Annotated in this window: 21 protein-coding genes, 5 tRNA genes and 1 pseudogene; 19 read left to right on the forward strand and 8 right to left on the reverse strand. The window is 41.4% G+C overall.

Going from position 1 to position 24,548, the window contains the following annotated elements; translation table 11 throughout:
- The first annotated feature begins 6 nt into the window (after positions 1–6).
- The 4 genes and pseudogenes from L4D20_RS03100 to L4D20_RS03115 all read left to right on the forward strand — a co-directional run.
- On the forward strand, positions 7–1,269 hold the full coding sequence (locus tag L4D20_RS03100) for a GGDEF domain-containing protein (protein WP_428800089.1): 1,263 nt from the start codon (positions 7–9) through the stop codon (positions 1,267–1,269).
- A 198-nt stretch (positions 1,270–1,467) separates the two neighbouring features.
- Complete coding sequence (locus L4D20_RS03105; RefSeq protein WP_428800090.1) at positions 1,468–2,766, forward strand: ADP-ribosylglycohydrolase family protein; 1,299 nt, start codon at positions 1,468–1,470, stop codon at positions 2,764–2,766.
- A 107-nt stretch (positions 2,767–2,873) separates the two neighbouring features.
- Positions 2,874–3,494 carry a hypothetical protein gene (locus L4D20_RS03110; protein WP_428800091.1) on the forward strand — a complete coding sequence of 207 codons (621 nt, stop codon included), beginning with the start codon at positions 2,874–2,876 and terminating at the stop codon, positions 3,492–3,494.
- 139 nt (positions 3,495–3,633) lie between these two features.
- Positions 3,634–4,602: pseudogene (locus L4D20_RS03115) on the forward strand (glycosyl transferase family protein); the annotation flags it as partial.
- A 119-nt stretch (positions 4,603–4,721) separates the two neighbouring features.
- Here L4D20_RS03115 and L4D20_RS03120 read toward each other — a convergent pair.
- Positions 4,722–5,885 (reverse strand): acyl-CoA desaturase, encoded by a 1,164-nt coding sequence (locus L4D20_RS03120; RefSeq protein ID WP_428800092.1) that lies wholly within the window; start codon positions 5,883–5,885, stop codon positions 4,722–4,724.
- A 168-nt stretch (positions 5,886–6,053) separates the two neighbouring features.
- On the opposite strand from L4D20_RS03120, the gene L4D20_RS03125 reads away from it, so the two are divergent.
- The 4 genes from L4D20_RS03125 to L4D20_RS03140 all read left to right on the forward strand — a co-directional run bounded on the left by L4D20_RS03125 (position 6,054) and on the right by L4D20_RS03140 (position 12,189).
- Positions 6,054–6,614, forward strand: coding sequence for a GNAT family N-acetyltransferase (locus L4D20_RS03125; protein WP_428800093.1), 561 nt, complete (start codon positions 6,054–6,056; stop codon positions 6,612–6,614).
- Between the two features lie 101 nt (positions 6,615–6,715).
- Positions 6,716–7,855, forward strand: a complete 1,140-nt coding sequence (locus tag L4D20_RS03130; RefSeq protein WP_428800094.1) for an efflux RND transporter periplasmic adaptor subunit — start codon at positions 6,716–6,718, stop codon at positions 7,853–7,855.
- An 11-nt stretch (positions 7,856–7,866) separates the two neighbouring features.
- Positions 7,867–11,019, forward strand: coding sequence for an efflux RND transporter permease subunit (locus L4D20_RS03135; RefSeq protein WP_428800095.1), 3,153 nt, complete (start codon positions 7,867–7,869; stop codon positions 11,017–11,019).
- A 144-nt stretch (positions 11,020–11,163) separates the two neighbouring features.
- Positions 11,164–12,189: a GGDEF domain-containing protein gene (locus tag L4D20_RS03140; RefSeq protein ID WP_428800096.1), complete on the forward strand. Its 1,026-nt coding sequence runs from the start codon at positions 11,164–11,166 to the stop codon at positions 12,187–12,189.
- Between the two features lie 57 nt (positions 12,190–12,246).
- On the opposite strand, the gene L4D20_RS03145 is transcribed toward L4D20_RS03140, so the two are convergent.
- Entirely contained in the window at positions 12,247–12,498 is a 252-nt protein-coding gene (locus L4D20_RS03145) for a YgjV family protein (protein WP_428800097.1), read from the reverse strand.
- Between the two features lie 264 nt (positions 12,499–12,762).
- On the opposite strand from L4D20_RS03145, the gene L4D20_RS03150 reads away from it, so the two are divergent.
- Positions 12,763–13,455, forward strand: a complete 693-nt coding sequence (locus L4D20_RS03150; RefSeq protein ID WP_428800098.1) for an aspartate/glutamate racemase family protein — start codon at positions 12,763–12,765, stop codon at positions 13,453–13,455.
- 38 nt (positions 13,456–13,493) lie between these two features.
- On the opposite strand, the gene L4D20_RS03155 is transcribed toward L4D20_RS03150, so the two are convergent.
- The 3 genes from L4D20_RS03155 to L4D20_RS03165 all read right to left on the reverse strand — a co-directional run bounded on the left by L4D20_RS03155 (position 13,494) and on the right by L4D20_RS03165 (position 15,430).
- A complete protein-coding gene (locus L4D20_RS03155; protein WP_428800099.1) occupies positions 13,494–13,823 on the reverse strand; it encodes a c-type cytochrome in 330 nt (109 codons plus the stop codon).
- A gap of 77 nt (positions 13,824–13,900) precedes the next feature.
- A complete protein-coding gene (ltaE, locus tag L4D20_RS03160) occupies positions 13,901–14,905 on the reverse strand; it encodes a low-specificity L-threonine aldolase (RefSeq protein WP_428800100.1) in 1,005 nt (334 codons plus the stop codon).
- A gap of 9 nt (positions 14,906–14,914) precedes the next feature.
- Positions 14,915–15,430 (reverse strand): NUDIX hydrolase, encoded by a 516-nt coding sequence (locus L4D20_RS03165; protein WP_428800101.1) that lies wholly within the window; start codon positions 15,428–15,430, stop codon positions 14,915–14,917.
- Positions 15,431–15,697: 267 nt separating this feature from the next.
- On the opposite strand from L4D20_RS03165, the gene L4D20_RS03170 reads away from it, so the two are divergent.
- From L4D20_RS03170 to L4D20_RS03200, 7 genes are all read left to right on the forward strand, one after another.
- Entirely contained in the window at positions 15,698–17,371 is a 1,674-nt protein-coding gene (locus L4D20_RS03170) for an ATPase RavA domain-containing protein (RefSeq protein WP_428800102.1), read from the forward strand.
- A gap of 9 nt (positions 17,372–17,380) precedes the next feature.
- Positions 17,381–18,826 (forward strand): ATPase RavA stimulator ViaA, encoded by a 1,446-nt coding sequence (gene viaA, locus L4D20_RS03175; RefSeq protein WP_428800103.1) that lies wholly within the window; start codon positions 17,381–17,383, stop codon positions 18,824–18,826.
- A 193-nt stretch (positions 18,827–19,019) separates the two neighbouring features.
- Positions 19,020–19,093: transfer RNA gene (locus tag L4D20_RS03180), tRNA-Cys, on the forward strand.
- Between the two features lie 121 nt (positions 19,094–19,214).
- A tRNA-Leu gene (locus tag L4D20_RS03185) sits at positions 19,215–19,301 on the forward strand.
- Positions 19,302–19,353: 52 nt separating this feature from the next.
- A tRNA-Cys gene (locus L4D20_RS03190) sits at positions 19,354–19,427 on the forward strand.
- A gap of 167 nt (positions 19,428–19,594) precedes the next feature.
- Positions 19,595–19,681, forward strand: a tRNA-Leu gene (locus L4D20_RS03195).
- A gap of 38 nt (positions 19,682–19,719) precedes the next feature.
- Positions 19,720–19,795 (forward strand) — tRNA-Gly (locus tag L4D20_RS03200).
- A gap of 56 nt (positions 19,796–19,851) precedes the next feature.
- Here the strand turns inward: L4D20_RS03200 and L4D20_RS03205 are convergent.
- Positions 19,852–20,850 carry a GGDEF domain-containing protein gene (locus tag L4D20_RS03205; protein WP_428800104.1) on the reverse strand — a complete coding sequence of 333 codons (999 nt, stop codon included), beginning with the start codon at positions 20,848–20,850 and terminating at the stop codon, positions 19,852–19,854.
- Between the two features lie 394 nt (positions 20,851–21,244).
- On the opposite strand from L4D20_RS03205, the gene L4D20_RS03210 reads away from it, so the two are divergent.
- Positions 21,245–21,718, forward strand: a complete 474-nt coding sequence (locus L4D20_RS03210) for a LabA-like NYN domain-containing protein (RefSeq protein ID WP_428800105.1) — start codon at positions 21,245–21,247, stop codon at positions 21,716–21,718.
- Here L4D20_RS03210 and L4D20_RS03215 read toward each other — a convergent pair.
- On the reverse strand, positions 21,707–21,889 hold the full coding sequence (locus L4D20_RS03215) for a DUF2986 domain-containing protein (RefSeq protein ID WP_428800106.1): 183 nt from the start codon (positions 21,887–21,889) through the stop codon (positions 21,707–21,709). The genes L4D20_RS03210 and L4D20_RS03215 overlap by 12 nt on opposite strands.
- A gap of 89 nt (positions 21,890–21,978) precedes the next feature.
- Here L4D20_RS03215 and L4D20_RS03220 point away from each other — a divergent pair, with 89 nt between their 5' ends.
- Positions 21,979–22,368, forward strand: coding sequence for a nitrous oxide-stimulated promoter family protein (locus L4D20_RS03220; RefSeq protein ID WP_428800107.1), 390 nt, complete (start codon positions 21,979–21,981; stop codon positions 22,366–22,368).
- A 55-nt stretch (positions 22,369–22,423) separates the two neighbouring features.
- Complete coding sequence (locus L4D20_RS03225; protein ID WP_428800108.1) at positions 22,424–23,521, forward strand: ketoacyl-ACP synthase III; 1,098 nt, start codon at positions 22,424–22,426, stop codon at positions 23,519–23,521.
- A 44-nt stretch (positions 23,522–23,565) separates the two neighbouring features.
- Here the strand turns inward: L4D20_RS03225 and L4D20_RS03230 are convergent, their stop codons facing one another.
- Entirely contained in the window at positions 23,566–24,516 is a 951-nt protein-coding gene (locus tag L4D20_RS03230) for an endonuclease/exonuclease/phosphatase family protein (protein ID WP_428800109.1), read from the reverse strand.
- Between the last annotated feature and the right edge of the window lie 32 nt (positions 24,517–24,548).

Raw genomic sequence — 24,548 nt, forward strand, 5'->3', positions numbered from 1 at the left:
TAGTAAATGATGAAACAGGCACAAACCCACATATTGGTGTTAATTGTTATCTCGATAACCCTAATTTTTGTGCAGTTCTCATCCCACCGTACGATTTCAATACTCGATTATTCAGGTATTACATTTAATGATGGCTCACTTCATAGTGGCTTTTCAACATCGAATATTCTCAAGAATGACGAACAGAAGTTGCTTTTTGAGTGCCAGTTAGTGCAAGTATATCAATGGCCATTTTGTGAATACCAATTTAAAACCAATGAAGAAGGTATTGGGCTGAACCTTACTAATATGGCGACATTGAAGATAAAAATGAGCGTTCTTTTTAACGGTAGGCCAACCGTCGACACGCCCGTTCGTATCTATTTAAAACACTATGAGCCAAATATTGTCGAATTAGCTGGTCTAAAAAGTAACCAAATTGAGTTTGACGTTAGTGAGCATCCAAATGGAATTGAGATTCCTTTAACATCATTACAGGTCGCAGATTGGTGGCGTCGTGAGAATAATATTGGAGTTGAGCATGGTTATGCCGATATTAGTAATATTCACTACATAAGTATCGCAAGCGCATCGGAAGCACCTATAGGTCATTATCTATTTAATATCGAGTCGATGGAAATAACTGGGAAATGGTTGTCTGATGGCGTGTTCTATCGAGTTCTTTTAGGTATCTGGCTCCTATCCGCGTCTCTTTATGTCATTAGCGGATTTACTCGCACTCACGTGCACAACCGTGCCCTAATAAATGAGAATGAACAACTTCGAGAGTCCAATAGGGAATATATAGTAAAGGCAAGTTACGACAGCTTAACGGGAGCATTAAATCGAGGAGGCAGTGAGGTGATGATCGATGACCTTTTGGCATCATGCAACCGCATTGTAATCCTCTATTTTGACCTTGACCACTTTAAGTCAATTAATGATAAATACGGACACCAATGTGGTGATTCGGTATTACAAGACTTTAGCCGCCAAGTTCATCACATTAAAGAGGAAGGTCAGCATTTTATTCGATGGGGGGGAGAGGAGTTTCTATTGATCTGTGAAAATATCCGTGCAAAAGAAGGACGTCAGATTGCTATAGATATCCAACACAAAATGGCGACACACAAGTGGCCTTATAATGAAAAAATAACATGCTCGATGGGGATAGCCGAACTTGATAAAGCAGAGTCATTCAATCAAGCGATAGAAAGAGCGGATAGAGCACTATATAGCGCAAAAAGACTGGGTAGAAATAGGATTGAACTGGCTAAAGAAATGAATTGATCAAAGGAACATCGGTAGGTACTTCTGAGCAAATACTACTGTCGATGAAGTCAATATGTCTATGGAATAAAGGATATTCCAACAAAAGTTTTAATTTAATTAGAATGAGTAAATATTAGGTGAGAATAACTATCATCACCAATTCTAATTCGCATGTGCGCGAAAGATGAATATTAGCTTTTGTTTGGGGACACAATATTGACTAGTTTTAACTGTAGAAGTGACGCTGATTACGCTTCTAGTGCAAAAGGCGCCTTATTTGGATTAGCACTGGGCGAAGCGCTTAAAACCAAAACAGATCTACCTTTAGTTAATTTAACAGAAGCTCAAAATACCGACACTTTTTTCAAAGAAAGTACTGTTTGGTACCTTGATTTAGTATTGGCGGTTAATTTATCAGATAGCCTTCTTGCTCATGGTGAGGTTAACGTTCGAGACCAGATAAGCCGATACACAAAATGGAGGCGTGACAAATGCGCAGTATCGACACTGGAGCATTTTAAAATTGGAGAGAACTTAAATAAGGCAATTGATCGAAATGAGCAATCAATGCTTACTCATCAATTAGAATATAAAGCCTCCTCTGATTATCAAACCATTCCTGACTATGACGCATGCCTAGCTCGAATAGCGCCCATTAGTGTTTTCTTCGCCCCAGCGAAAGGAGTCTCATTAAAAACCGTACTTCAAAAAATAAAGGCATCGTGTGAAGTGACTCATGACACACAAAGTGCTGCCATCGCCAGTCAGATCCTAGGTGGACTAATACATGAATGTCTTCGCTCCTCAACGCTAACCAAACAAGAAGTTTTGAATACGTTGCGGAAAACGGAATTCGAACAGATATGTATGCGTGGTTGTGAAGAAGTGCGAAGTATTATTACTGGAAGCTTTATATCGAAAGATAGACATGAGCTTACCAATACGACTGTTGTTGGCTCGCTAGAGTCTGCGCTTTGGTGTTTTTATCATAGTTCCAGTTTTGAGCAGGGAGCGTTGTGGTCAGCCAATGTGGGCAGTAATTATTGCAGTACGTCTACGGTTTATGGTCAGTTGGCTGGGAGTTTTTATGGTTTTGATAACCTACCTAAAGAGTGGTTAGAAATGCTTGCTTGGCAAGATAGTATTGACCGAATTTCTTACCTACTACTTGAGACACCGGTAGCGTCAAGGTTAACGCGCTTTGCAGCTAAATGTGATGCGCTGATATCAAATAATTGCACAGAATTGGTCGCCGAGTTGTATCACGATTTTCATCAGGAAAATCTTGTATTAAAACATGAGAACTTAAGTGACATTGACTACATGCTTGAAGGGGATAGCGCAAAGCAAGTTTCTAGGATATCGAACTTCAATTATACGCAGTTGGTACAGTACTTAACGGTCACCGTACGAAATGATCAGTGTTGTAATGGCCTTTTAAACAGTGTGAATGGCTCGGGTATTATTAAGGAATGGTGCCAGCATCTTATGAAGTTTGTGACGCCTTTAAGATAAGTATGGATGTTCATGTATTTGCGTGGCCAATAATTGTTAGCTAGATCTAATTGACTGCTTTATCGATATGCTATCTTTAAGGAAAATAAACACATAGGGATTGTGTAATGGATTTTGATTGGGTGGAGTGGTTTGGTTATTTAGCCTCACTAGTCGTGTTGGTGTCTCTGACGATGACATCGATTGTTAAACTTAGAGTAATTAATTTCATCGGTTGTCTGTTGTTTGCGGCCTTTGCGTATTTTATTAACTCATACCCCACAATGCTAATGAATTTAGGAATAGCGTGCATTAACGTTTATTACCTCTATCAACTGGCTGGCTCAAAAGATAAGTTCAAACTGGTTTCTGCAACGATAGATTCTGAATACTTTGATCATTTTGTTGCAACCAACATCAAAGATATTGAGCGTCAAACCACGGCTAGTCATCTTCGAACTGAAAACTCTGCATTTTATATGCTAAGAAATAATGCTATCGCTGGGCTTTTAGTTGGAACAAAGCATGAGGATGGTAGCTTTGTGGTTTCTCTCGACTACGTAACCCCGGAGTATAGAGACTTAAAGTTAGCTCAATATTTTTATCAAATGAATCCTGAATTAATAAAAAGCCGTGGGATTAACCTATTAAAAGCGAAGGCTACGACGCCTGAACATCGAGAATATTTAGTTCAAGTTGGGTTTGAAAAATCAAACGAGAGTGAAGACGACTATCAAAAGACGTTATAACTAACGAACTGAATATTAGTTGAGGTACCACCGGCTATACGGGCAATATTTGGGCACTTAAATCTTTAAAAGACAGTGTGATTGAAAATCTGATATTAAAACGTCACACTGTGCTGATATCGGTATTCATTAAGCATTTAAAGAAAGGGATTCAATGAGCAGTATACTGGAATGTATTCGCACAGTAGGGCGAGGAGAGCGGGGGAGGAAACCTCTTACGTTAGAACAAGCTTATCAGGTGATGGACGAGTATCTAGATGAAAAGATAGATGATGACCAAATGGCTATGTTGCTGATGTTGATCCGTGTTCAAAATGAAACAAAGCAAGAGATCGCTGGCTTTGTTAAAGCTTTTAAATCACGGGTTCCCAATCTTGGTGCGGATATTGATTGGCCGTGCTACGCAGGTAAGCGAAAAACAGCTGGTAAACCTTGGCATATTCTTGCAGCAAAAATTCTCGCGGATAATGGCTATAAAGTACTGGTACACGGTTACACAGATAAAGTGACCGATAGAGAGCACGCCCAAGATTACATTGAGCCTTTAGGCATATCACAAGCAACTGATGCAGATCACGCACAGATGTTGCTTCAATCAGACTCTATATGCTATTTACCTCTGCAAAACTTCGCTCCAAAAGTCGAGGAAATGCTCGACTGGCGTAAACGATATGGTTTGAGAACGCCAATTAACACCGTTGTTCGAGCGTTAAACCCTGGCGGTGGTAAAATTGGCATTCGTGGAAGCTTTCACCCTGGTTTTCCTCAGTTACACGCTGACATTGAACATGAGGTTGATGAGCCCAATCATTGTGTTATCTCATTTAAAGGGCAATCCGGTGAATCGGAATACAACCCTAAAGTGAGTCAGGATGTTTGGCTAAGTACACCTGAAGGAGTTCAATCGCATTACTGGGAAGCTGATTTATTAGAGACTCTAGCTCAGCCTAAAATTTGTATCTTCGATACACCAGAGCAAGACAAAGAGATGATGGCGAACACAGTTGTGACAACGATTTCTGCTGTATTGTTTGCGGAACACCCTGATCGTACTCAGGCACTACAAAAAGCCATTCAATACTGGCAGGCGTATTGTGAAGTCAATTAACGATATTTCGTAATCGAAAATTAATTTAATCGTGAATATAAAATAGCCCGGTTACTTTTAAGAGTAACCGGGCTATTTTCATTTTGTGTGTATGTAACTGTTTTATCAAGTATGGCGATTTAAAGTGTACTGGCCTTTTTAGTGACGCTCAAAATCATCCCATTCCAAGCTTCAGTCTGTTGCGCTAGGTTCTTCTTGATGTCTTTATAACGAAGCGTTAATACCGAATATTCGTACTTCTTCACCATGTCATCTTTCTTGGTTTCTAGCAGCTGCTTTTTCAATTCATAGTAGTCGTTCATACTGGCGGTAAGCTGTTCGAACTCATGTTGAAGCTTGCTGTTAATAACTTGTCTGTTTGGCCATGTCTCAATTGCTTTTTGCGCTTTGAGTAAAGACATCGCTGCTTTAGCTTTTTCTATCTTTAACTGTGGTGCTTTACGCAATTTCCCTGCGAGCCCAACCAAAGAGCATGCTTTTATTAGCCATTTCGTTGGGTCGTAGTGCCACCACTCAATACCATTTCGATAGTCATTTTCAAAGATATGGTGGTAGTTATGATACCCCTCACCGAACGTGAAAAATGCCAATGTTGCACTATCTCTTGCTGTATTTTTGTCGGTGTAGGGTTGTGTGCCCCATATGTGGGCTAACGAATTAATAAAGAACGTAGTATGGTGGTTAAGTACAAGTCGAACCGCACCAATCATTAAGAACATACCAACTACATCGCCATAAATAACCCCCAATAAAATCGGGAAGCCAACGTTCATTAGCAGCGCAAGTGCACCGTAGTATTTGTGCTGCCACATAACAATCTTATCTTTTTGTAAGTCGCGGCAGTTATTGTAATCGTAGTATTTATCACCGTGGTAATCTCTGATCATCCAACCGATATGAGAAAACCAAAACCCTCTTTTGGCCGAGTAAGGGTCTTTGTCGTTGTTATCAACGTGCTTGTGGTGAACTCTATGATCTGAACTCCAATGTAAGATGCTGTTTTGTAGAGCAAACGCACCGCCAATGGCGAATATAAATCGAAGCGACCAATGCGCTTGATAGGCTTTGTGCGACCATAAGCGATGATAGCCGGCTGTGACAGACAGGCTACAAAAGCTAAAGCAGATCAACAGCCAGACAAAATGTTCGGTGCCTAATCCATAATTATACGCGTACCAAGGTGTTGCGACCACGGCTAAGAGAAGGCTTGATACAAAGATAAAAATATTCAGCCAAATCAGTGGTGGCCTTTCTTTGCTTGGACTCGCGGAGGGCAGAGACATAGTGATAAATTCCTTTGGGCTAACAACTGTAAGCTAGAATATCAGCGCACACCTGTAAGTCAAACCAATCATTGTAAAAATTGTGAACAGAATGTTTGGCTTTTTAATGGGGAAATGAATAGTATGAACAAAGCTAATATCCTTACAGGAAGTAATAAGGAACTAAAAATGGATTTAAAAATAGCGGAATATAGCGACTACGAGCGCATCGCAACACTACACGCCCAAAGCTGGCGTCGTTTCTACCACGGAATTCTAGGTGAAGATTACCTTCAGCATGATGTTCTCGATGAACGTTTAGCCATTTGGCAAGCTCGTTTGATTAATCCTCCGTTCAACCAACATGTTCTATTATTGGAAGAAGGTGGTTTACTGTGTGGTTTTGTCTGTGCTTTCGGAAATCATGACTTCGAAAAAGGGACAATGATTGACTCTCTTCATGTTGATGAAAACTATCGTCATCGTGGGTTAGGGCTAAAATTGTTAAATGAAGTTTCTAAGTGGTGCGAACAACACTTTGGTGAAAGTGCTATTTATCTTGAGGTAATGAGAGATAATCAACAGGCGATCGATTTTTATGAATCATTAGAAGGATTGAAAATTGACGAACGCCTTTGGAATGCCCCGTGCGGTCACAAAGTTCCAGAGCAAGTGTACAGTTGGTCATCTGCAAAACAGCTGAAACAATGCACAAGTAAATTATCTAAGGGAAGCGTTGTTACAGAATGACATATTTGAGTCGCTTCTCCTGACATTACTCGGACATAGTCGTCATTCCTGATGGTTATGTTCGTCATAACTAAATTTCATTGGTAATGGCGAATAAAATTATGAACAAAAAGCTCGTGTTAACCACGCTGTTAACATCCTCTATTCTTGCCGGGTGTAATAAAGACACATCCAACAATTCACAAGCGCCTCTTCCTTTAGTTATTACGCAAACGACTGAAACGATTGAACACAGAGGAAGTATCACTTTCATCGGGCGAGCTGAAGCTGTTGATGATACGAATATTACCGCCCAGGTGACGGGTTATTTGCAATCAAGACACTTTGAAGAAGGGCAAATGGTAGAAGAAGGTGACCTTCTATTCACTATTGAACCCTCTCAATTTGAAGCTAAGCTAGCAACCTCGAAAGCAGAATTTGCACGTGCTAATTCATCCCTAAAGAAAGCCGTGTTAGATCATGAGCGCGGTAAACGTTTATTACCAAAAGGCAGTATTTCAAAAGCTGACTTTGATGCACTGACAGCAAATTTACACGGCGCTGAAGCAATGGTAGAAGCAGCTAAAGCCCAAATAAGGCTTGCTGAAGTTAATCTTTCCTATACACAAATTAGTGCTCCTTTCTCAGGAAGAATTAGCGATAGTAAAGTAAGCCGAGGGGACCTGATTTCCCCATCGTCGGGCGTGCTAACAACCTTGGTGAGTCTAGACCCAATTCATGCATCGTTTAATGTGAGTGAAAGAGATCGTCTTGGCATCGCACTTGAGACGGCAAAAGGTAATGTTAGCGCTAATGATAAACAAATTGATGTATCAGTTACTTTAGAAAATGGCGTTCGTTATGAACATACGGGAGGACTCGATTTCCTTGGTAACCGTATTAATGTAAACACAGGCACAATAGATATGCGTGCCATCGTTCCCAACCCTGAACATAAATTGCTTCCCGGTCAGCATCTACGTGTAGAGCTTTATGCAGAAAACACCGTTCCAGTCATAGCGATTCCTAGAAAGGCTGTTCAGTCTGATTTGGAAGGGGATTTTGTGATGTTAGTGACGGAAGGCAATATTATAGAACGTCGAAACATTGAACTAGGTAGCCAAACTCCTGAAGGCGTTATTGTCCCATTTGGTCTTAGTGCGAATGAAAAGATTGTCGTGCAGGGCTTACAGCGTGTTCGTAATGGTATGCCTGTACAAGTTCAAGACCAACAAACAGATTCAATGACTCCCGCTGAATAGGAAACCTTATTATGTTAAGTCGGTTTTTCATCCAGCGTCCTAAGTTTGCGTTGGTTATCTCCATTATATTGTCACTCGCAGGTGCGATGGCGTTAATGGTACTACCCGTTGCGGAATATCCAAAAATTAGTCCTCCTTCAGTGAGTGTCACTGCGTATTATACCGGTGCAAGTGCTGAAGTTGTTGAGCAAGCCATTGCCGATCCAATAGAGACCTCAGTCAATGGCGTAGAAAACATGTTGTACATGTCTTCTAAGAGCGCGAATGATGGTTCTTACAGCTTAAACGTGACGTTTGAAGTAGGCACAGACCCTGACATGGCGCAAGTCAATGTCCAAAACCGTGTGTCACAAATTGAAGCGAAACTGCCTCAACAAGTTCGTATGACTGGCGTAACAGTTAAGAAGCGTTCACCAGATATTCTAATGGTTCTTAACTTCTACTCTCCAGACGGTCGATACGATGATCAGTTTTTGATTAACTACATTAATTTAAATGTAAAAGATCAACTAACTCGTGTTACCGGAATCAGTGATGTTGGCGTTATTGGTGGTGGTGAATATGCCATGCGTGTTTGGGTTGACCCAGAGAAGCTGGCTAACCTAAATTTGACCACGCCAGATATTCAGTCTGCACTTGCAGAGCAGAACGTTCAGGTTGCTGCTGGGCGAGTAGGGGCTGCACCATACAGCCAATCTCAAGAAGTTCAATTCAACCTTGTTACGAAGGGCCGTCTTGAAACTGTTGAGGAGTTTGAAAACGTTGTTCTTCGAGCAAATAATGATGGCTCAACTGTTTACCTCAAAGACGTTGCGCGTGTTGAACTAGGTAAAAAGTTCTACGACGGTACTGGTAAGTTCCGCGGACAAGATGCGTCTATCGTAACCCTGTCGCTGCAATCAGATGCTAACGCGTTAGAAAGTGGCCAAGCGGTCATGGATCTTCTTGAGAACCTAAGTGTTAACTTCCCTGAAGGATTGGAGTACGAAACCAGCTACGACACAACGTTGTTCGTTTCAGAGTCAATTAAAGGCGTGGTTAAAACGTTAGTAGAAGCGATACTGTTGGTTATTGCGGTGACTTACCTGTTCCTAGGAAGTGCGCGAGCAACACTTATTCCAGTTGTAGCTATTCCTGTATCTTTGATTGGTACATTTGCTGTTATGCAAATGACCGGCTTTACCATTAATACCGTGACTCTATTCGGTTTGATTCTAGCAATTGGTATCGTGGTTGATGATGCTATTTTGGTTATCGAAAACGTTGATACGACAATGGCGAAAGATCCTAGCGTGACGCCTCGACAAGCAACACTGATTGCTATGAAGGAAGTAACGGGGCCAATACTTACATCGACATTAGTACTTCTTGCCGTGTTTATTCCGGTAGCAATGCTGCCTGGTATAACCGGAATTATGTATCGTCAGTTTGCGCTTACGATCTGTATTTCTGTTGTTATCTCTTCTATCAATGCATTGACGCTATCTCCTGCTCTTTGTTCACTGGTGCTAAAACAAGGCGGTGGTAACACATCAAGTTGGTTTAAGGCATTTAACCGTGGGCTAGACAAGGTTACCGAAGGATACGGTAAAGTTGCAGGGTTCTTAGTAAAACGTGCGTTAATTGTTGTGGCAATTTTCTTAGTTGCGATTACGTCGTTAACTTATTTGTCTAAAACGACCTCAACGGCTTTTGTTCCCCAAGAAGATAAAGGTATTTTGTTGGTCAACGTTCAGTTACCAGACTCAGCGTCTCTTTCGAGAACAGAGGAAGTAACAGATAGTTTGATTAAAATTGTTGAAAGTGAGCCTGGGATTGATGGCGTGACCGTCGCCAATGGTTATGCCTTTATGACAGGGGCTGCGGCATCTAACGGCGCCTCTATGTTTATTAAGCTGCATGACTGGGATACGCGTAATAATTTAGATGGTGACCACTCAGCAACGGCTATCTCAAATCGAATCAATGGTGCCGCTGCAATGCAGCTACCTCATGCTTCTGTTTTTGCTATGGGCCCTCCTGCGGTTCCTGGTATGGGCGCGGCGTCAGGCTTTGAATTTGTACTCGAAGATGCATTAGGTCGAAGCCGTACTGATCTTGCAACCCTAATGGGAGAAGTGATTCAAGAAGCGAATAAGCAGCCAGAAATTGCATTTACGTTTAGCACCTTTAGAGCAAATGTACCTCACTACAGTATTGAAGTTGACAGAGAAAAGGTTCAACAACTTGGTATTCCATTAAGTTCGGTATTCCAAACGTTGCAAGGAAATCTTGGCTCAATTTACGTTAATGACTTTACGATGTTTGGTAAGAACTACCAAGTGACGATGCAAGCTGATGGTGAATACAGAAAGGGGATTGATGATCTTAGTCGTTTCCATGTTCGCTCTGCGCAAGGAGACATGATCCCACTAAGTACATTAGTCACCGCGACCCAAGTATTTGAGCCAGATGTTGCATGGCGTTACAACATGTACCGAAGTGCTGTAATCCAAGGTCAGCCTGCTCCTGGTTATTCTAGTGGTGATGCTATCGCTGCAATGGAACGTGTGGCGGCAGAGATGCTTCCTCAAGGCTACCAGTATGAGTGGACGGGTATGGCGTACCAAGAGAAGCTAGCGGGAAATCAAGCCATCTATGCGTTTGCTCTAGCACTGATCTTCATCTATCTGTTTATGGTGGCACAGTATGAGAGTTGGAGTATTCCTCTTGCTATCATTCTTGTCGTTCCTGTCGCTACGCTTGGATCATTTATCGCTTTAACCATTACCGGAATTCCGCTCAATTTATACGCGCAAATTGGGTTGGTGTTGTTAATAGCACTTGCCGCTAAGAATGCGATATTAATTGTGGAGTTTGCAAAACAAGAAAGGGAAGATAAAGAGCTATCAATCGATGATGCATCAGTCAAAGGTGGTAAGTTACGTTTCCGAGCGGTAAATATGACGTCTTGGTCATTTATTCTGGGGATCTTCCCACTGATCTTTGCTTCAGGAGCCGGTAACGTAAGTCAAAACTCGTTGGGCGTATCGCTCATTGGTGGCCTGTTATGTGTGTTATTGGCAGGTACATTATTAATTCCAGCATTTTACTCAATGGTCCAAAGAAAACGTGAAAAATATCATGGTGGAAGTACTAAACTAATTCCACTTGATGATGATTAATTGATTAATTAACCTGTTATTAATGATTAGAAAGAAGCTGAATTGACGGCTTCTTTTTTTTTCCTTTACTTAATTGAAATTAGGGAATGCTGTTCTATTGTTTAAGGTACTTGTTTCATACGTTGCGATTTAAAGGTATCCAGAATGAACCGGTCGAAATTAAAAACAGAGATAGATGCATTCCTAAAGAGTGACGCCCATTTTTTAGAGTATTTTCAACATTATTGTTTAGATGGTATGTGGTATTGGAATCTAGAAGAACGCAATCAAGAATGGGTAAATGCTGGTTTCTGGAAGGCCCTAGGTTACGAAATAAATGAAATTTCGGAACGTGCTTTAAGGTGGCAAGATCATATCGTTCTAGAGGACAAAGAAAGATCACTGAAAGATATAAATCAGCATTGTTTAGATAGTAATCAACCATATAGCCGGATTGTTCGCTATAGACATAAAGATGGACATATTATTTGGATGAAATCTCGTGGCTTTGCTATTAGGAATGATAAAGGTCGGGCGATTAGAATGATTGGTACATGCATTAATATTACAGAGCAGAAAAAAAACGAAGAAGAGTTGTTGAATCAAAATCAGGCTCTTTCAGATATTTCGAAGAAAGATTACTTAACTGGTATCTATAATCGTTATGGCTTTGATGAGATAAAGGCAAAACAATTAGCGCTAGCTATAAGGGAGAAACGCCCAGTTTCATTAATTATGTTTGATATTGACCGATTTAAGCTTATAAATGACAGCTTAGGGCATCTTCGTGGTGATAAGGTCATTAAGGACATAGCTAGGATGTTAAGGATTCATCTTCGTGATAGTGATGTAGTAGCGCGATTTGGGGGAGAAGAGTTTATTGCTCTGTTATATGGTGCGGATAGTGCGTTAGGTTTAGAAGTTGCTCAGCGAGTGTGCAACGCTGTAAAAAAATCATACTACGGAGACTTAGAATTAACATTGAGCGCAGGAGTTAGTACATATCTACCTAACGAAATGCTGGAAAAGCCGATTTTACATGATTCGTTGTCACATGAGCTACTCACGGAAGCAGATAAAGTCCTATATTGCGCAAAAAATAATGGTCGAAATATGGTGTGCAGTTGTTACAACTGTGACAAGTCAAACTTAGATCTTACCTGCTCAAGAGTTGATACTGTGGACGGTTAGTGAAGCCAGAATAACTTGATTTATCCTGGCATTCTTTGGCTTTGTTACTAGTAGCTACTATGCAGGAGTATTTAGAGGTTGAGCTTTTTTCTCTTGCTGCATTTTGAAAAGGAAATAAACGTTCACACAAGCGATAAAGCCATTGGTAACAACCACAGGCATCGAGTCGATCATCATTCCATAAGCTGTAAATAGTCCACAGCCAACAAAGTTAAGCACGCGTAGACGAACGATATCCTTCATCGTAAGTGAAATAGCGACCATGATTGAAGCCGCATACCCTAAAATTTCTACCATATTCATTTCCATTATTTATCCTCTCAATGTTGCCGATGTTACTCGGTACCAATTCTTCTCTTCATGAGATATATGAGGAAGCTCCCTGCCTCGAATGGTGCTATGTAATTGGGCGCAAATATAGCAAAGGAAAAAGTGTGATGAAAGACTCAAAATGAAGCAACTTGAAGGTTAGCGATTACGCAAACGGTTAATTGGTTAATATCGGAATCAAAATAGTGGTGTAAAGACGTGCTATATTGAAATGTCTTAGTTGCTTGAATTAACGGAGTTAAAATGAAAACGATAGGAATGATCGGCGGAATGAGCTGGGAATCTACAGTTACTTACTATCAAGCAATGAATCAAGGTGTAAACAGCGCCCTTGGTGGTCTTCATTCGGCACAATTAGTTCTAGTGAGTGTCGATTTTGCAGTGATAGAGAAGTTCCAAGCAAATGGCGAGTGGGATAAAGCCGCTGAACTCCTTTCCCAAGCGGCTCAATCGTTAGAAAAGGCTGGCGCTGATTTTTTCATTATTTGCACAAATACCATGCATAAAGTGGCGGAAACTGTTCAGTCACAAGTTAATATCCCTTTACTTCATATTGCCGATGCAACGGGCCAACAATTAAAGCGTAATGGAATAACTCGAGTAGGATTGCTAGGCACTGCCTTCACGATGGAACAGGACTTTTACAAAGGTTTCCTAGAGCGTAAATATGGCATTGAAGTGATTGTTCCAAACGGTGTCCAGCGACGCTTGGTCCACGACGTTATCTATCAAGAGCTATGCTTAGGGAAACTGAATAATCGTTCGAAGACAGATTTCTTAACCGTTATTGGTGACCTCTATGAATCAGGGGCTGAAGCGGTAATCTTAGGTTGTACAGAAATTGGATTATTGGTAAAACCGAATGATACTCGAGTATTGCTCTTTGATACGACCAAAATTCATGTCGAGAGTGCAGTCGCTCGAGCATTAGAGTGAGTCAGAAATCGAGCAGACCTGACCTATGAATAACGGGCTTATTCAGCTTGTGAAAAATAGCTCGCTACGTCTTTTAAATCTTGATCATTAAGTCTTTGTAATTGAGCCTGCATCATCTCAGCTAGCGGGCCAGTTCGTTCGCCATTTTGATAAGCTTTCATTGCGTTAAACAAATATAGAGAATCTTGTCCTTGAATATTAGGGTAGCTAGGGTTCGTGGAAGCTCCATTACTACCGTGGCAAAATATGCAGCTGGGCGATTTCCTTTTTCCTAACTCAGGATCACCGAAAGTATTTGCGCTGATATTTACTGAGTAACTAAACAAGATCACAGTGAGTGTTACGTAGGCTTTAATTCTAAATTTCATTCAGTTGTCTGTCAGTACATGAAGAGATAAGAATAAAGCTTCCCCTTAGGGGAAGCTCAATGTTAAAGAGGAGATATTTAGAGCAGTGAGCTGATTTTTGTTACAAGCGTCTCAATATCCTGTTCAGTCACGTCTCTGTGAGTAACAAATCGAACCGGGTTGCCCGGTGATATTAGAATACCGTCATCTGCTAACTGTTTTACGATAGCTGAAATATTGATCTCTTTGTGGAGTTTGGCAAATACAATATTTGTTTCAACGCGATCTACATTAACTTCAAAACCGTTAATTTGGTTTAAACGCTCTGCTAAAAGTTTTGCATTGGCGTGATCAGTTGCAAGCTGCTCTACCTGTTCAGTCAAGGCGAGTTTTCCAGCGGCTGCAAGAATGCCAGCTTGACGCATACCGCCACCGACCATCTTTCTCAAACGTCTTGCTTTGGCAATGTAATCTTTAGAACCAAGAAGAAGTGATCCAATTGGCGCCCCAAGCCCTTTAGACAAACAGATGGTCATAGAATCAAAATGTTGAGCGATTTCAATTACATCAATATTTAACGCAGTTGATGCGTTGTAGACGCGAGCACCATCAAGGTGAAGAGATAATCCGTGTAGGTTTACAAAATCACGCGCTTCAGCCAAATAGCTAAGAGGTAAAACCTTCCCGTTGATGGTGTTCTCTAAGCTCAATAGCTTGGTTCGAGCAAAATGACTATCATCTGGCTTAATCGCCGCTGTAAGCTTTGCGAAGTCTAGTGTGCCATCTGGGTTATTTTCAATAGGTTGAGGTTGGATAGAGCCAAGAACGGCAGCGCCACCGGCCTCATATTTGTAATTGTGTGCTTGCTGACCACAAAGATATTCATCGCCACGCTCACAATGGGCCATAAGACCAAGTAAATTTGCTTGTGTACCCGATGATGTGAATAATGCCGCTTCAAAACCGTGTCTTTTTGCAGCCCAAGTCTCAAGGTCATTCACTGTCGGGTCATCGCCGTATACATCATCGCCGACAATAGCATTGGCCATAATTTCGCGCATTTTCGCGGTTGGTCTAGTAACGGTATCTGATCTGAAATCCATAAAAATATCCTATAAATAGCCGCAAAGCGAAGCTTTACTCAAGCAAGCAATTGTTTTGGCATCGGTGATTGTATCGTTAGTAATTAGCTCTTTGACCTTTTCGACAGGCATGATGACGACCTCAATAAACTCATCTTCATCACAATCATAACGCTGTGTCTTACTCAGGTTCTTCGCAACATAAAGGTGCTGTATCTCATCACAAAATCCAGCCAGAGGTGTCACTTGACCAAGGGGGATCCACTCTTCTGCACTGTAACCTGTCTCTTCTTCCAATTCACGTAATGCGCACTGTAAAGGCTGTTCATTTGGTTCAATGGTTCCTGCTGGAAGTTCAAGCAACCATTTCTTCAATGAAGGACGAAACTGGTTGATTAAAATCAGGTCTCCCTCTGCCGTAACTGGAAGAATTACTGCTGCGCCAGGATGAGCAATAGTGGTATGTGAAATTGTATTTCCGTTAGGTAGGCGAATATCCTCTTCAATAAGAGAGATTTGCTTCCATGTATGAATGAGCTTACGCATGCAAATCAGTGACTTCTACAATCAAATAAAGGATGGATAACCATAGCGATATTCTTGTTTCAAAGATAGCTGAAATAATGATTAATTGACGGATTAATAATCATCTTCGTGAATCACATTTGTGCAAACATAGATTGCAATGATAAACAGGAAATGTATTCTGCTATAACTAAGCGATCTTAATGTAAATAGACTTGTAACAAAGTAATAACAAATGTATAAACATATACATACACAGGAATATAATCCCTTTCTAGGAGCCGAGAAATGATTAGCCCAACCCCCGCATCTCACTCACAAAAAGCACTGCTCTCAGAGAGAATTAATAAGCTTGCGCATGCTCTTTCTGACGGGGTTTACGAAAGAGAAGACACAATCAAATTGTGTTTATTAGCGGCACTTTCTGGAGAAAGTGTTTTTCTACTAGGCCCCCCTGGCATTGCAAAAAGTTTAATTGCGAAACGACTGATTCAAGCATTCGATAACTCTAGCTATTTTGAGTATCTGATGACTCGCTTCTCAACACCGGAAGAGGTGTTTGGTCCTTTAAGTATAAAAGAGCTGAAAGACAACGGACGATATGTTCGTTTAACTGAAGGCTACCTTCCTACATCTCAAGTTGTCTTTTTAGATGAAATCTGGAAAGCAGGCCCAGCGATTTTAAATACGCTACTTACAGTTGTGAATGAAAAAACATTTAAAAATGGTAGTGATATTGAACGCGTTCCAATGCGTCTTCTTATTTCAGCATCAAATGAACTTCCTGATGAAGATAGCGGCTTGGAAGCGCTCTACGACAGAATGCTTGTACGTGTGTTCATAAACCGCATTCAAAATAAACAAAACTTCAAATCTATGCTGACGGTGGGTACGCTGCAAGAAGCTAAGATCCCAGAAGGGTTGGCGATTACCGATGAGGAATACCATCAGTGGCAACTAGAGCTTGATAAGCTTGAACTCTCTGATTCTGTATTTGAAAAGCTATTCCAACTTAAGTCAATGCTAGAAGGCAAAGATGAGTTTGGAGAAGTCAAAGCTGACGCGGCATGCTCAAATTCAGACAGCTATGTGTCTGACCGTCGATGGAAAAAAGCGGTTCGATTGCTTAAAGCGAGCGCATTTTTTAATGGTCGTAGTTCTATTAATCCTTTGGATCTTCTATTACTGCAAGATTGTTTGTGGAATAGCCCAGAATCACGAGACAAAGTTCGTAGTGTCATTCGCGAGTTCGCTTTACAGCACGCTTTTGATCAACAAGATGTAGAACACCAGATATCAATGTGTAAAGAAGAACTTGAGGATATTCAAGCACACCTTGAATCTCAGTATAGTGTCGTTCTTTCTCAGGACACCACGACAGGTTTTGTAAAAAAACAAGTGCAACATTACGATATCTCAGATGCGAAAAGTTACCAAGTTGGTACAACGAAAGGTTTGATAAAGCTTGTTCTGCTGCAATCAAATATGTCCGTATCCGAGTCAGATAAAGGCGATAGCCGCTGGGTTTACCTCACTAAAAATGATTTGGCTAAGGTCATCAAAGAAGGTGGCGGTGAAGTTTATGGGTACGTTAATAAAAATGCGAACATCTGCCGATTGACGTTCGATGTTGACGCAGAAAACCATCTTGTCATTAAAGACATTGCTAATCGTGGCGTGCTAGTCGCAGTAGCGGATAGAGAAGGGCTTGATGACGCCTTGTATCAAGAGTGGAGCGCAAAAGCCGATCAAGCGATGGCTCAACTTCAGTCTGCAGATTATCAGCTACGTAAAGTCCGTTCTGATTTCCATGGTGCGCTACCTCATAGCTTTATTGATAGTGAACTTCCAAGAAAAATGGAAGTTGGACTACAAGAGTTATTAACTAAGCTCGAGACGACAAAAGTTGAATGTGAAAAAACGGTCTTTCGTGTGAAACATCTCAATGAGTTTTTTGCATAGGAGCAATTGATGTTAGGAGCTGATGGATTAAACCTTGTAGTGATGATTGCGGAGTCAGGGATTGTTGACACTGCCGTCAACGATTTGATGGCACGTTCCCAAGTCATGATGATGGCAGAAAATAGGGGTGTTAAAACCTCTGTGAAAGGGCATCTTCATAAGTGGGGTACAGGTGTAAAACGTCGAATTACAAAAGTGTGTGAAACAGATCGCTTCAAGCATGAACTTTCCTTGTACCAAGATGTTATCCATTGGGATGAAGAGACCTTTTTTGAAAATCTAAACGACGTTGTGAAGCAATTAGAATGGCATTCTGCTTTTTATCTACAAGCTCGCCGACTAATCGATAAGAACAAAGGGATCAATAACCCGATGTTCCCTCACTACTTCTGTGATCAGTGGTACAAAAGTCTATCTGATACTCTAAAAAAAGCGCAGGTGTCTGAGTTAGAAGCAAGCAAAGAAAAAGCCCTAAAAGATCTTTATCAAAGAATGGAAACGATAAAGAATATGGACAGAGTCACCGAAACGGGTAGTGAGATCAGTGTTGGTAAGCTATGGGATATGGCTTCTGCGAAGTTAAGTAAAACTGATTTAACGGTAATGAAGAAACACGCCGAGTATCTTAAGAAGAATAAAGGGCTGCAAGACATTGCGGCTCAGCTTGGCCGAATGGCAGGACAGGTTGACGACCCTGACTTGAATGTAGCACCCGCCGAACAGTTGCAAATGGTAGAAGAAAAATCGGATGAAGCCACCGATGATATCGTTGGAATTCATGAAAGTGACGATCTTAATAAGTTGCTGCCAAATGAGACCATGTTCTTGGCTTACCCAGAGTTAGAGGTTGTGTTCTACAAACACTTGGTTGATAAACGCCTGCTTAATTATAAAGTCGCGGGGAAATCACGAACACTACGTAAAATCAAAGCACATATCCCCGAAAGTAAAGAGATAGATATAGAGAAAGGGCCTTTTGTCATTTGTGTTGATGCTTCTGGATCTATGAAAGGAACGCCTGAAGCATCGGCTAAGGCTATGGCTTATGCACTGATGCAAATAGCATTAGCTGAAGAGCGAGACTGTTTCGTTATTTTATTCTCGACCGAGCAGATTACCTATGAGCTAACAAGGCAAGATGGTCTTCGTGAAGCAAGCGACTTCTTAGCTTATAGCTTTCATGGTGGTACAGACTTTGAGCCTGCAATCATGACCTCGATTGAGACGATGGAGCAAAGTAAGTATAAAAATGCCGACTTAGTTGTGATATCTGATTTTATTGCTCCTAAACAATCGGATGAATTGCAAGAAAAAGTAGATCTATTGAAAACAAAGAAAAACCGTTTTCATGCTGTAAGCGTCTCTAAATATGGTAATCCAGAGTTGATGGAAATGTTCGATCACTGCTGGGCATACCACCCAAGCTTGATGGGACGCCTGATGAAGCAGTGGTAAAAAACAGCAATCCGAGCGATAGTTCGTCTAATCGCTCTAAAACTGGGCAAACAAACGTTTTTTTTTGTTTTTTGTTTGACTCTCAGGCCTCAATCCGTAAAGTATGCATCAACGCAACGGCACTGACCCTTCTTCTTAATGGAAAGGTAAGGTGTTGAAAGATAAAGCGTTGCTAAGTACGGTTTTGAAAAATGGCGTGTTGGCAGAGTGGCTATGCAGCGGATTGCAAATCCGTGGACCTCGGTTCGACTCCGGGACGCGCCTCCATTACTTAGTAAGATAAATTTTAGAAGATACGGCGCAAAAGCGGTATTTGACGTAACAAAAGATGGTGTCTAACTGACTCGAAAGAGTTCATTAATTAGAAGCATCGCAACGAGTTTTGCGTGCCCTGGTGGTGGAATTGGTAGACACAAGGGATTTAAAATCCCTCGGCGTTCGCGCTGTGCCGGTTCAAGTCCGGCCCGGGGCACCATCTATTAAAGCTAATGTGTTTACACATTAGCTTGATAAGTAAGAGCAGCACTGGCGTGTTGGCAGAGTGGCTATGCAGCGGATTGCAAATCCGTGGACCTCGGTTCGACTCCGGGACGCGCCTCCATCTCTTTACTGAGATAAGAAATATTAAAATATGGCGTAAGAGCCATGTTTTAGATGCTATACATGATGAGATGACTTAATAGTGTCAATCCGTTATAAAATAGCAAGATGGTGTCTAACTGACTCGAAAGAGTTCATTAATTAGAAGCATCGCAACGAGTTTTGCGTGCCCTGGTGGTGGAATTGGTAGACACAAGGGATTTAAAATCCCTCGGCGTTCGCGCTGTGCCGGTTCAAGTCCGGCCCGGGGCACCATCTATTAAAGTCTTTTGTTTTTTAAAAGCATTAGCAAAGCGATACTAGCTCAGTTGGTAGAGCGCAACCTTGCCAAGGTTGAGGTCATCGGTTCGAACCCGATGTATCGCTCCAAATTTTCGTTAAGAAAATCGAAAGCCCTAACAGAAATGTTAGGGCTTTTTTGTTATCTATTCGACAATACTTGCAGCGATCTTCCTATCTAATTCGGCGTTATTAATATCGATGATTGCGACGTTATTTTTTCCGTTTTTCTTTACTTGATACATAGCTAAGTCCGCATGCTCATAGATATCATCAAAACGCTGATTGTTATTGTTAAATAGACATACGCCGATACTGAGCCCAATATCCACTTTCGTTTGCGCGGCCAAGAGGGTTGGAGATGAGAAAGAGAGTAATCTATTACATAGTGCTTCTATCTCAAAGCGGTTAAGGTCATAGCAAAGTATGACAAACTCATCGCCACCAAGCCTGCCAATTTTAGAATCATTAAAAACGCACTGTATTAGCCAAGAAGAGATATCAATGAGTACGTTGTCCCCGGCTTTGTGCCCAAGCCCATCATTGACTGCTTTAAAATTATCAACATCGATAAAAATAAGTGAAGAGTCGGAGTTTTTATGCACTGATTTTTGGCTGTAGAAGCAGTCTTCTATCGCCTTCCTATTAAGCAAGTTAGTGAGTGGGTCGCTGTTCGCAAGAGAAGCCAGTTGAATCTCGTATCGTTTTTCCTGGGTTATATCAATATGAGTCCCCATCATGCGAAGAGGCGCTCCGCTTTCGTCGAACTCTACAACTCTACCTCTATCGGACACCCAACTGTCACCGCCATCTTTATGAATCATACGATGGACTACTTGATAAAGGTCGGTTTTACCTGCTATGTGGTCTTCATAAGCGTCTACGGCTAAGTGATAATCGTCTGGATGCAGTTTACTTTTCCATATATCTACAGTCGCACTTAATTCATTAGGTTGATAGCCCAGCATCTTTCCCCACTCCATATTAAATATGGTGAGAGCACCCGTTGGGACATGTTGCTCCCAAAGGCAGAGGCCATTACCGTCCAAAGCGACATTCAACTTTTCTTGTAATCGGGTATTTTCTTGTGTGAGTCGCAAGTTTTCTGTTTCTAGCTGCTCGATTTTTCTTAAGTAATCTTCCATGATCAACTCCTAGAGCCTGTTACTTGCTACAAGCTTGATCATTAAAATTTTTGTCATAACGTGTCCATGTCTGCTGAGAGCTTATTTATGTTCCGATTTCGTTACTTTACTGGTAATGACTGCCCCAATTCTGTTTGTCTATACTGCATACTATCCAAGTGCCAATCGGCTGCTCTCTAGAGTACTATGCGATTCTATAGAACGGAATGTTAGCGTTAATATAGTGAGTAAAAATAGTACTTGAGTAGTATTTTTTGTTCTGTACGTGAACATAAAGATCTTCAAACTAACGTGCTGTATTCGCTCATCGGATTATCGCTAAACTAATGGTTTTATTTCGTTGTAACAAGGGTATAGAATGAACGCTGCTTCCAATTTGTTAAACGGATCGTTCATGAAAGATATCGCAGTATTTGTAGATGTACAGAATGTGTATTACACCACGCGCGACAAGTATCGCCGTAATTTTGATTACAACCAATTTTGGTATGTGGCGACACAAGGCTTCAATGTGGCTCACGCAAACGCTTATGCGATTTCAAGCACGGATCCAAAACAACGTCAGTTCCACCACATACTGCGTGGTATCGGTTTTACCGTCTGTTTAAAGCCTTTTATTCAGCGCAAGGATGGTAGTGCAAAAGGGGATTGGGATGTTGGTATTGCGCTCGATGCTATTGAGCTTGCACCAACAGTAGATAAGATAATTTTAGTCTCTGGTGATGGGGATTTCTCAATCCTAGTCGATAGAATCAAATCTCGCTTTAATAAGCCTGTTGAAGTCTACGGTGTGCCGGGCTTAACATCTCAAGATTTGATTGAATCAGCGACTAAGTTCATTCCGATTGATGAAGATTTATTGCTCTAGTTCGTTTTGAGTTTCAGTTGAGGTTTCAGCTTCTTTATTCGCTTCCTCAGCTTCCATCTTAGCTCTTTCTGCTTTAGAGATATAACGAGGCTTATTGCTCGAATGTAGCTTGGCATTGTGCTGTTTTTGTTTCTTCTTCAATATTTGATTAATTTTCTTTTTGCGATTCATAGATAATGCCATATGGTGTTATTTGGCAGAGGATAATAGAGTTTTTCCCATGAGACAGCAAGTTTGTATCAGCTTATTAGAGTGCAATCATGGCAACTAAGTACAGTGATCTCTTAAAAGGTTCACTACTCACTGAGTTTAAGACGGTTAGTTCTATGATGGCTATATATTGTCGCGACTATCATGCCGGCTCTGGTTTGTGCCATGAATGTCAGTCGTTATTAGACTATGCTGAAACAAAGCTTGATCGCTGCCCATATGGCCAACACAAACCAACCTGCAATAATTGCCCCATTCATTGCTATAAGCCAGAACAAAAAGAGCAGATGCGAGTGGTTATGCGGTATTCCGGGCCAAGAATGCTATTGCCTCATCCAATACTTGCAATTAGACACTTGATTCATGAAAAAAGAGCGGTACCAGGAAAACCAGCACCAAACAGCTCCAATCGTCACCATCGTCAATTGAATAAAAAATAAGTCGGTAACAAGTAGTGAAACTGTATACGACACAACAAATGAAAAAGGTTAATGAATGAACAACTCTTATGCTGAGATAACTGGGTGGGGAAAATGCCTTCCACCATCTGCGCTTTCTAATGACGATCTTAGTACGTTTATGGAAACTTCAGACGAGTGGATTCGTACTCGTACAGGAATAGAAGAGCGTCGTATTAGCCATGTGAATACGTCTGATATGGCCACGGTAGCAGCAAAACATGCGCTTGCTTGTGCAGGGCTAGAAGCCAACGATATTGACGTCGTTATTGTCGCGACGTGCTCCCCAGATTCACTATTGCCTAATACCGCTTCAAAAATTTCTCAAAACCTTGGAATTAAAGCCGCTGCTGCCTTTGACCTTAACGCTGCGTGTACCGGTTTTGTTTATGGATTAGAAACTGCGACTCGCCTTATTCAAGCCGGTAATTATCAGCACGCACTCGTCATTGGTGCAGAAAGGCTTTCGTTTTTCATCGACTGGACTAAGCGAGACACCGCTGTTCTGTTCGGTGATGGTGCAGGTGCAGTCGTACTTTCAAAAACAGACAAACAAGTGGGTTTACAACAAGCAAGTATTGGCTGTGATGCGAAAGGAAGAGACATTTTAGCAGTGCCTAAGTTTGGGACTTCTATGGATCGTTTTGCCGCAGACAATGGCTACTGGGACTTCAACTTTATTGGTAAAGACATATTTAAACGAGCAGTAAAAGGTATGGGCGCAGCTTCTAATCAAGTGCTGACTCAATCTAATTTATCAACCGATGATATTGACGTGGTTATTCCTCATCAGGCAAACATTCGAATTATCCAGACATTGTGTGATATTGCTGGGATATCTCAAGATAAAGCGTTCATCAATATCAACCGTTATGGCAACACATCTGCTGCTACTGTTCCTATCGCGCTATGCGAAGCGGTAGAACAAGGCAAAGTTAAACCTGATAACAACTTGTTGCTCGCTGCATTTGGTGCAGGACTAACGTGGGGAGCAGCTCATGTTAAGTGGGGAGAGCGAGTAACGCCAGTCTCGACCAGTGATGCTTGCCTTCCAGAAACTGATAAGTCGGCGCTTGAGCTATTAGATGAAGCGATCTCTTTTTGTAAAGAGAAGAGTAAAACCATATCGTTTTAGGCTCATCTAAAATAATACGTTGATGATTTGAGGCCAACTGCATACTAATGTGGTTGGCTTTTTTGTACTCCAATGGTGGTGCGTATCATTAAGTGATCAGAGCCATTTAGTGAGGGCATTGTTTTTCTAGCGCATATTGCCCAACGCTTGGTATCGGACTTCAACCATGCGTGATCGATTGCGATCATAGAAAATGCGGGCGTGGCAAAGTAGGGATTCCAATTAGGCCAGGAAGCGAGCGGTAACGTTTCAAACTCTTGAAATATTGTCGTGAATAAATGGCTTTGTGACGAGAGGTTAAAGTCGCCAACAATTAGTGTCTCTGGGTAAGGGTATTGATCAACAATGGATTCAATCGTTTTGATTAATGCGTCTCGACGATACCATAGCGCTTTATTTCGAGGCGATGGTGGGTGAGCGGTAATAAGGTGAATAGATTGCTCTGGTGTTACTTGCCATTCGCCACTAATGATATTTTGGCTATCAGGTGTATGGAATATTGAGAAACCACTTAAACGTTGTCGGCTTAATATCAACTGACTAGAAGGGTAGCCCACACCTTCTTGACCACCGTATCGATACGGATAAATGTCATCGAGCATGTAAAAGCGCTCACCTTGCTCAGGAGAGACTTCCTGCAACACGACGAGATCGGCAGGATTACGTATTATTTCATTAATAAAGGCATTCACATCGGGATTGCTATAAAACAGGTTAAATTGAACGACATTAATTTTGCTGTCATCGGCACAATAGGGTGTTTGGCTAGAATGTTGTGGTGTTAAGGTATAAAACCAAATGATTAGACCGACACAACTAACAACGCTCAACTTATCGCCCCAAATCATGCCAACTATCGATAGAACAAAGTAATAGAAAACAAACAATGCAGGGTAAGAGAAAATATTTTCCAACCACCAGCGTGGTTGAGAGTGATAAAAAATGGCCCACATTACTATAGGCGTTAAGGTAAATAGCCAAACAAACCACTTCAAATTGGGCTCTCACTTTTTATTGTCGATAGATT

This window comes from Vibrio kyushuensis, from assembly GCF_050337325.1.
GTDB lineage: Bacteria > Pseudomonadota > Gammaproteobacteria > Enterobacterales > Vibrionaceae > Vibrio > Vibrio kyushuensis.

Bases quoted from the DNA above. Each gene is read 5' to 3' on its own strand.
- L4D20_RS03130 (WP_428800094.1), top strand. From the start codon at position 6,716: ATGAACAAAAAGCTCGTGTTAACCACGCTGTTAACATCCTCTATTCTT.
- L4D20_RS03100 (WP_428800089.1), top strand. From the start codon at position 7: ATGATGAAACAGGCACAAACCCACATATTGGTGTTAATTGTTATCTCG.
- L4D20_RS03220 (WP_428800107.1), top strand. From the start codon at position 21,979: ATGGCAACTAAGTACAGTGATCTCTTAAAAGGTTCACTACTCACTGAG.
- viaA (WP_428800103.1), top strand. From the start codon at position 17,381: ATGTTAGGAGCTGATGGATTAAACCTTGTAGTGATGATTGCGGAGTCA.
- L4D20_RS03145 (WP_428800097.1), bottom strand. From the start codon at position 12,498: ATGGAAATGAATATGGTAGAAATTTTAGGGTATGCGGCTTCAATCATG.
- L4D20_RS03120 (WP_428800092.1), bottom strand. From the start codon at position 5,885: ATGTCTCTGCCCTCCGCGAGTCCAAGCAAAGAAAGGCCACCACTGATT.
- L4D20_RS03110 (WP_428800091.1), top strand. From the start codon at position 2,874: ATGGATTTTGATTGGGTGGAGTGGTTTGGTTATTTAGCCTCACTAGTC.
- L4D20_RS03150 (WP_428800098.1), top strand. From the start codon at position 12,763: ATGAAAACGATAGGAATGATCGGCGGAATGAGCTGGGAATCTACAGTT.
- L4D20_RS03205 (WP_428800104.1), bottom strand. From the start codon at position 20,850: ATGGAAGATTACTTAAGAAAAATCGAGCAGCTAGAAACAGAAAACTTG.
- L4D20_RS03215 (WP_428800106.1), bottom strand. From the start codon at position 21,889: ATGAATCGCAAAAAGAAAATTAATCAAATATTGAAGAAGAAACAAAAA.
- L4D20_RS03125 (WP_428800093.1), top strand. From the start codon at position 6,054: ATGGATTTAAAAATAGCGGAATATAGCGACTACGAGCGCATCGCAACA.
- L4D20_RS03165 (WP_428800101.1), bottom strand. From the start codon at position 15,430: ATGCGTAAGCTCATTCATACATGGAAGCAAATCTCTCTTATTGAAGAG.
- L4D20_RS03225 (WP_428800108.1), top strand. From the start codon at position 22,424: ATGAACAACTCTTATGCTGAGATAACTGGGTGGGGAAAATGCCTTCCA.
- L4D20_RS03210 (WP_428800105.1), top strand. From the start codon at position 21,245: ATGAAAGATATCGCAGTATTTGTAGATGTACAGAATGTGTATTACACC.
- ltaE (WP_428800100.1), bottom strand. From the start codon at position 14,905: ATGGATTTCAGATCAGATACCGTTACTAGACCAACCGCGAAAATGCGC.
- L4D20_RS03135 (WP_428800095.1), top strand. From the start codon at position 7,867: ATGTTAAGTCGGTTTTTCATCCAGCGTCCTAAGTTTGCGTTGGTTATC.
- L4D20_RS03170 (WP_428800102.1), top strand. From the start codon at position 15,698: ATGATTAGCCCAACCCCCGCATCTCACTCACAAAAAGCACTGCTCTCA.
- L4D20_RS03140 (WP_428800096.1), top strand. From the start codon at position 11,164: ATGAACCGGTCGAAATTAAAAACAGAGATAGATGCATTCCTAAAGAGT.
- L4D20_RS03155 (WP_428800099.1), bottom strand. From the start codon at position 13,823: ATGAAATTTAGAATTAAAGCCTACGTAACACTCACTGTGATCTTGTTT.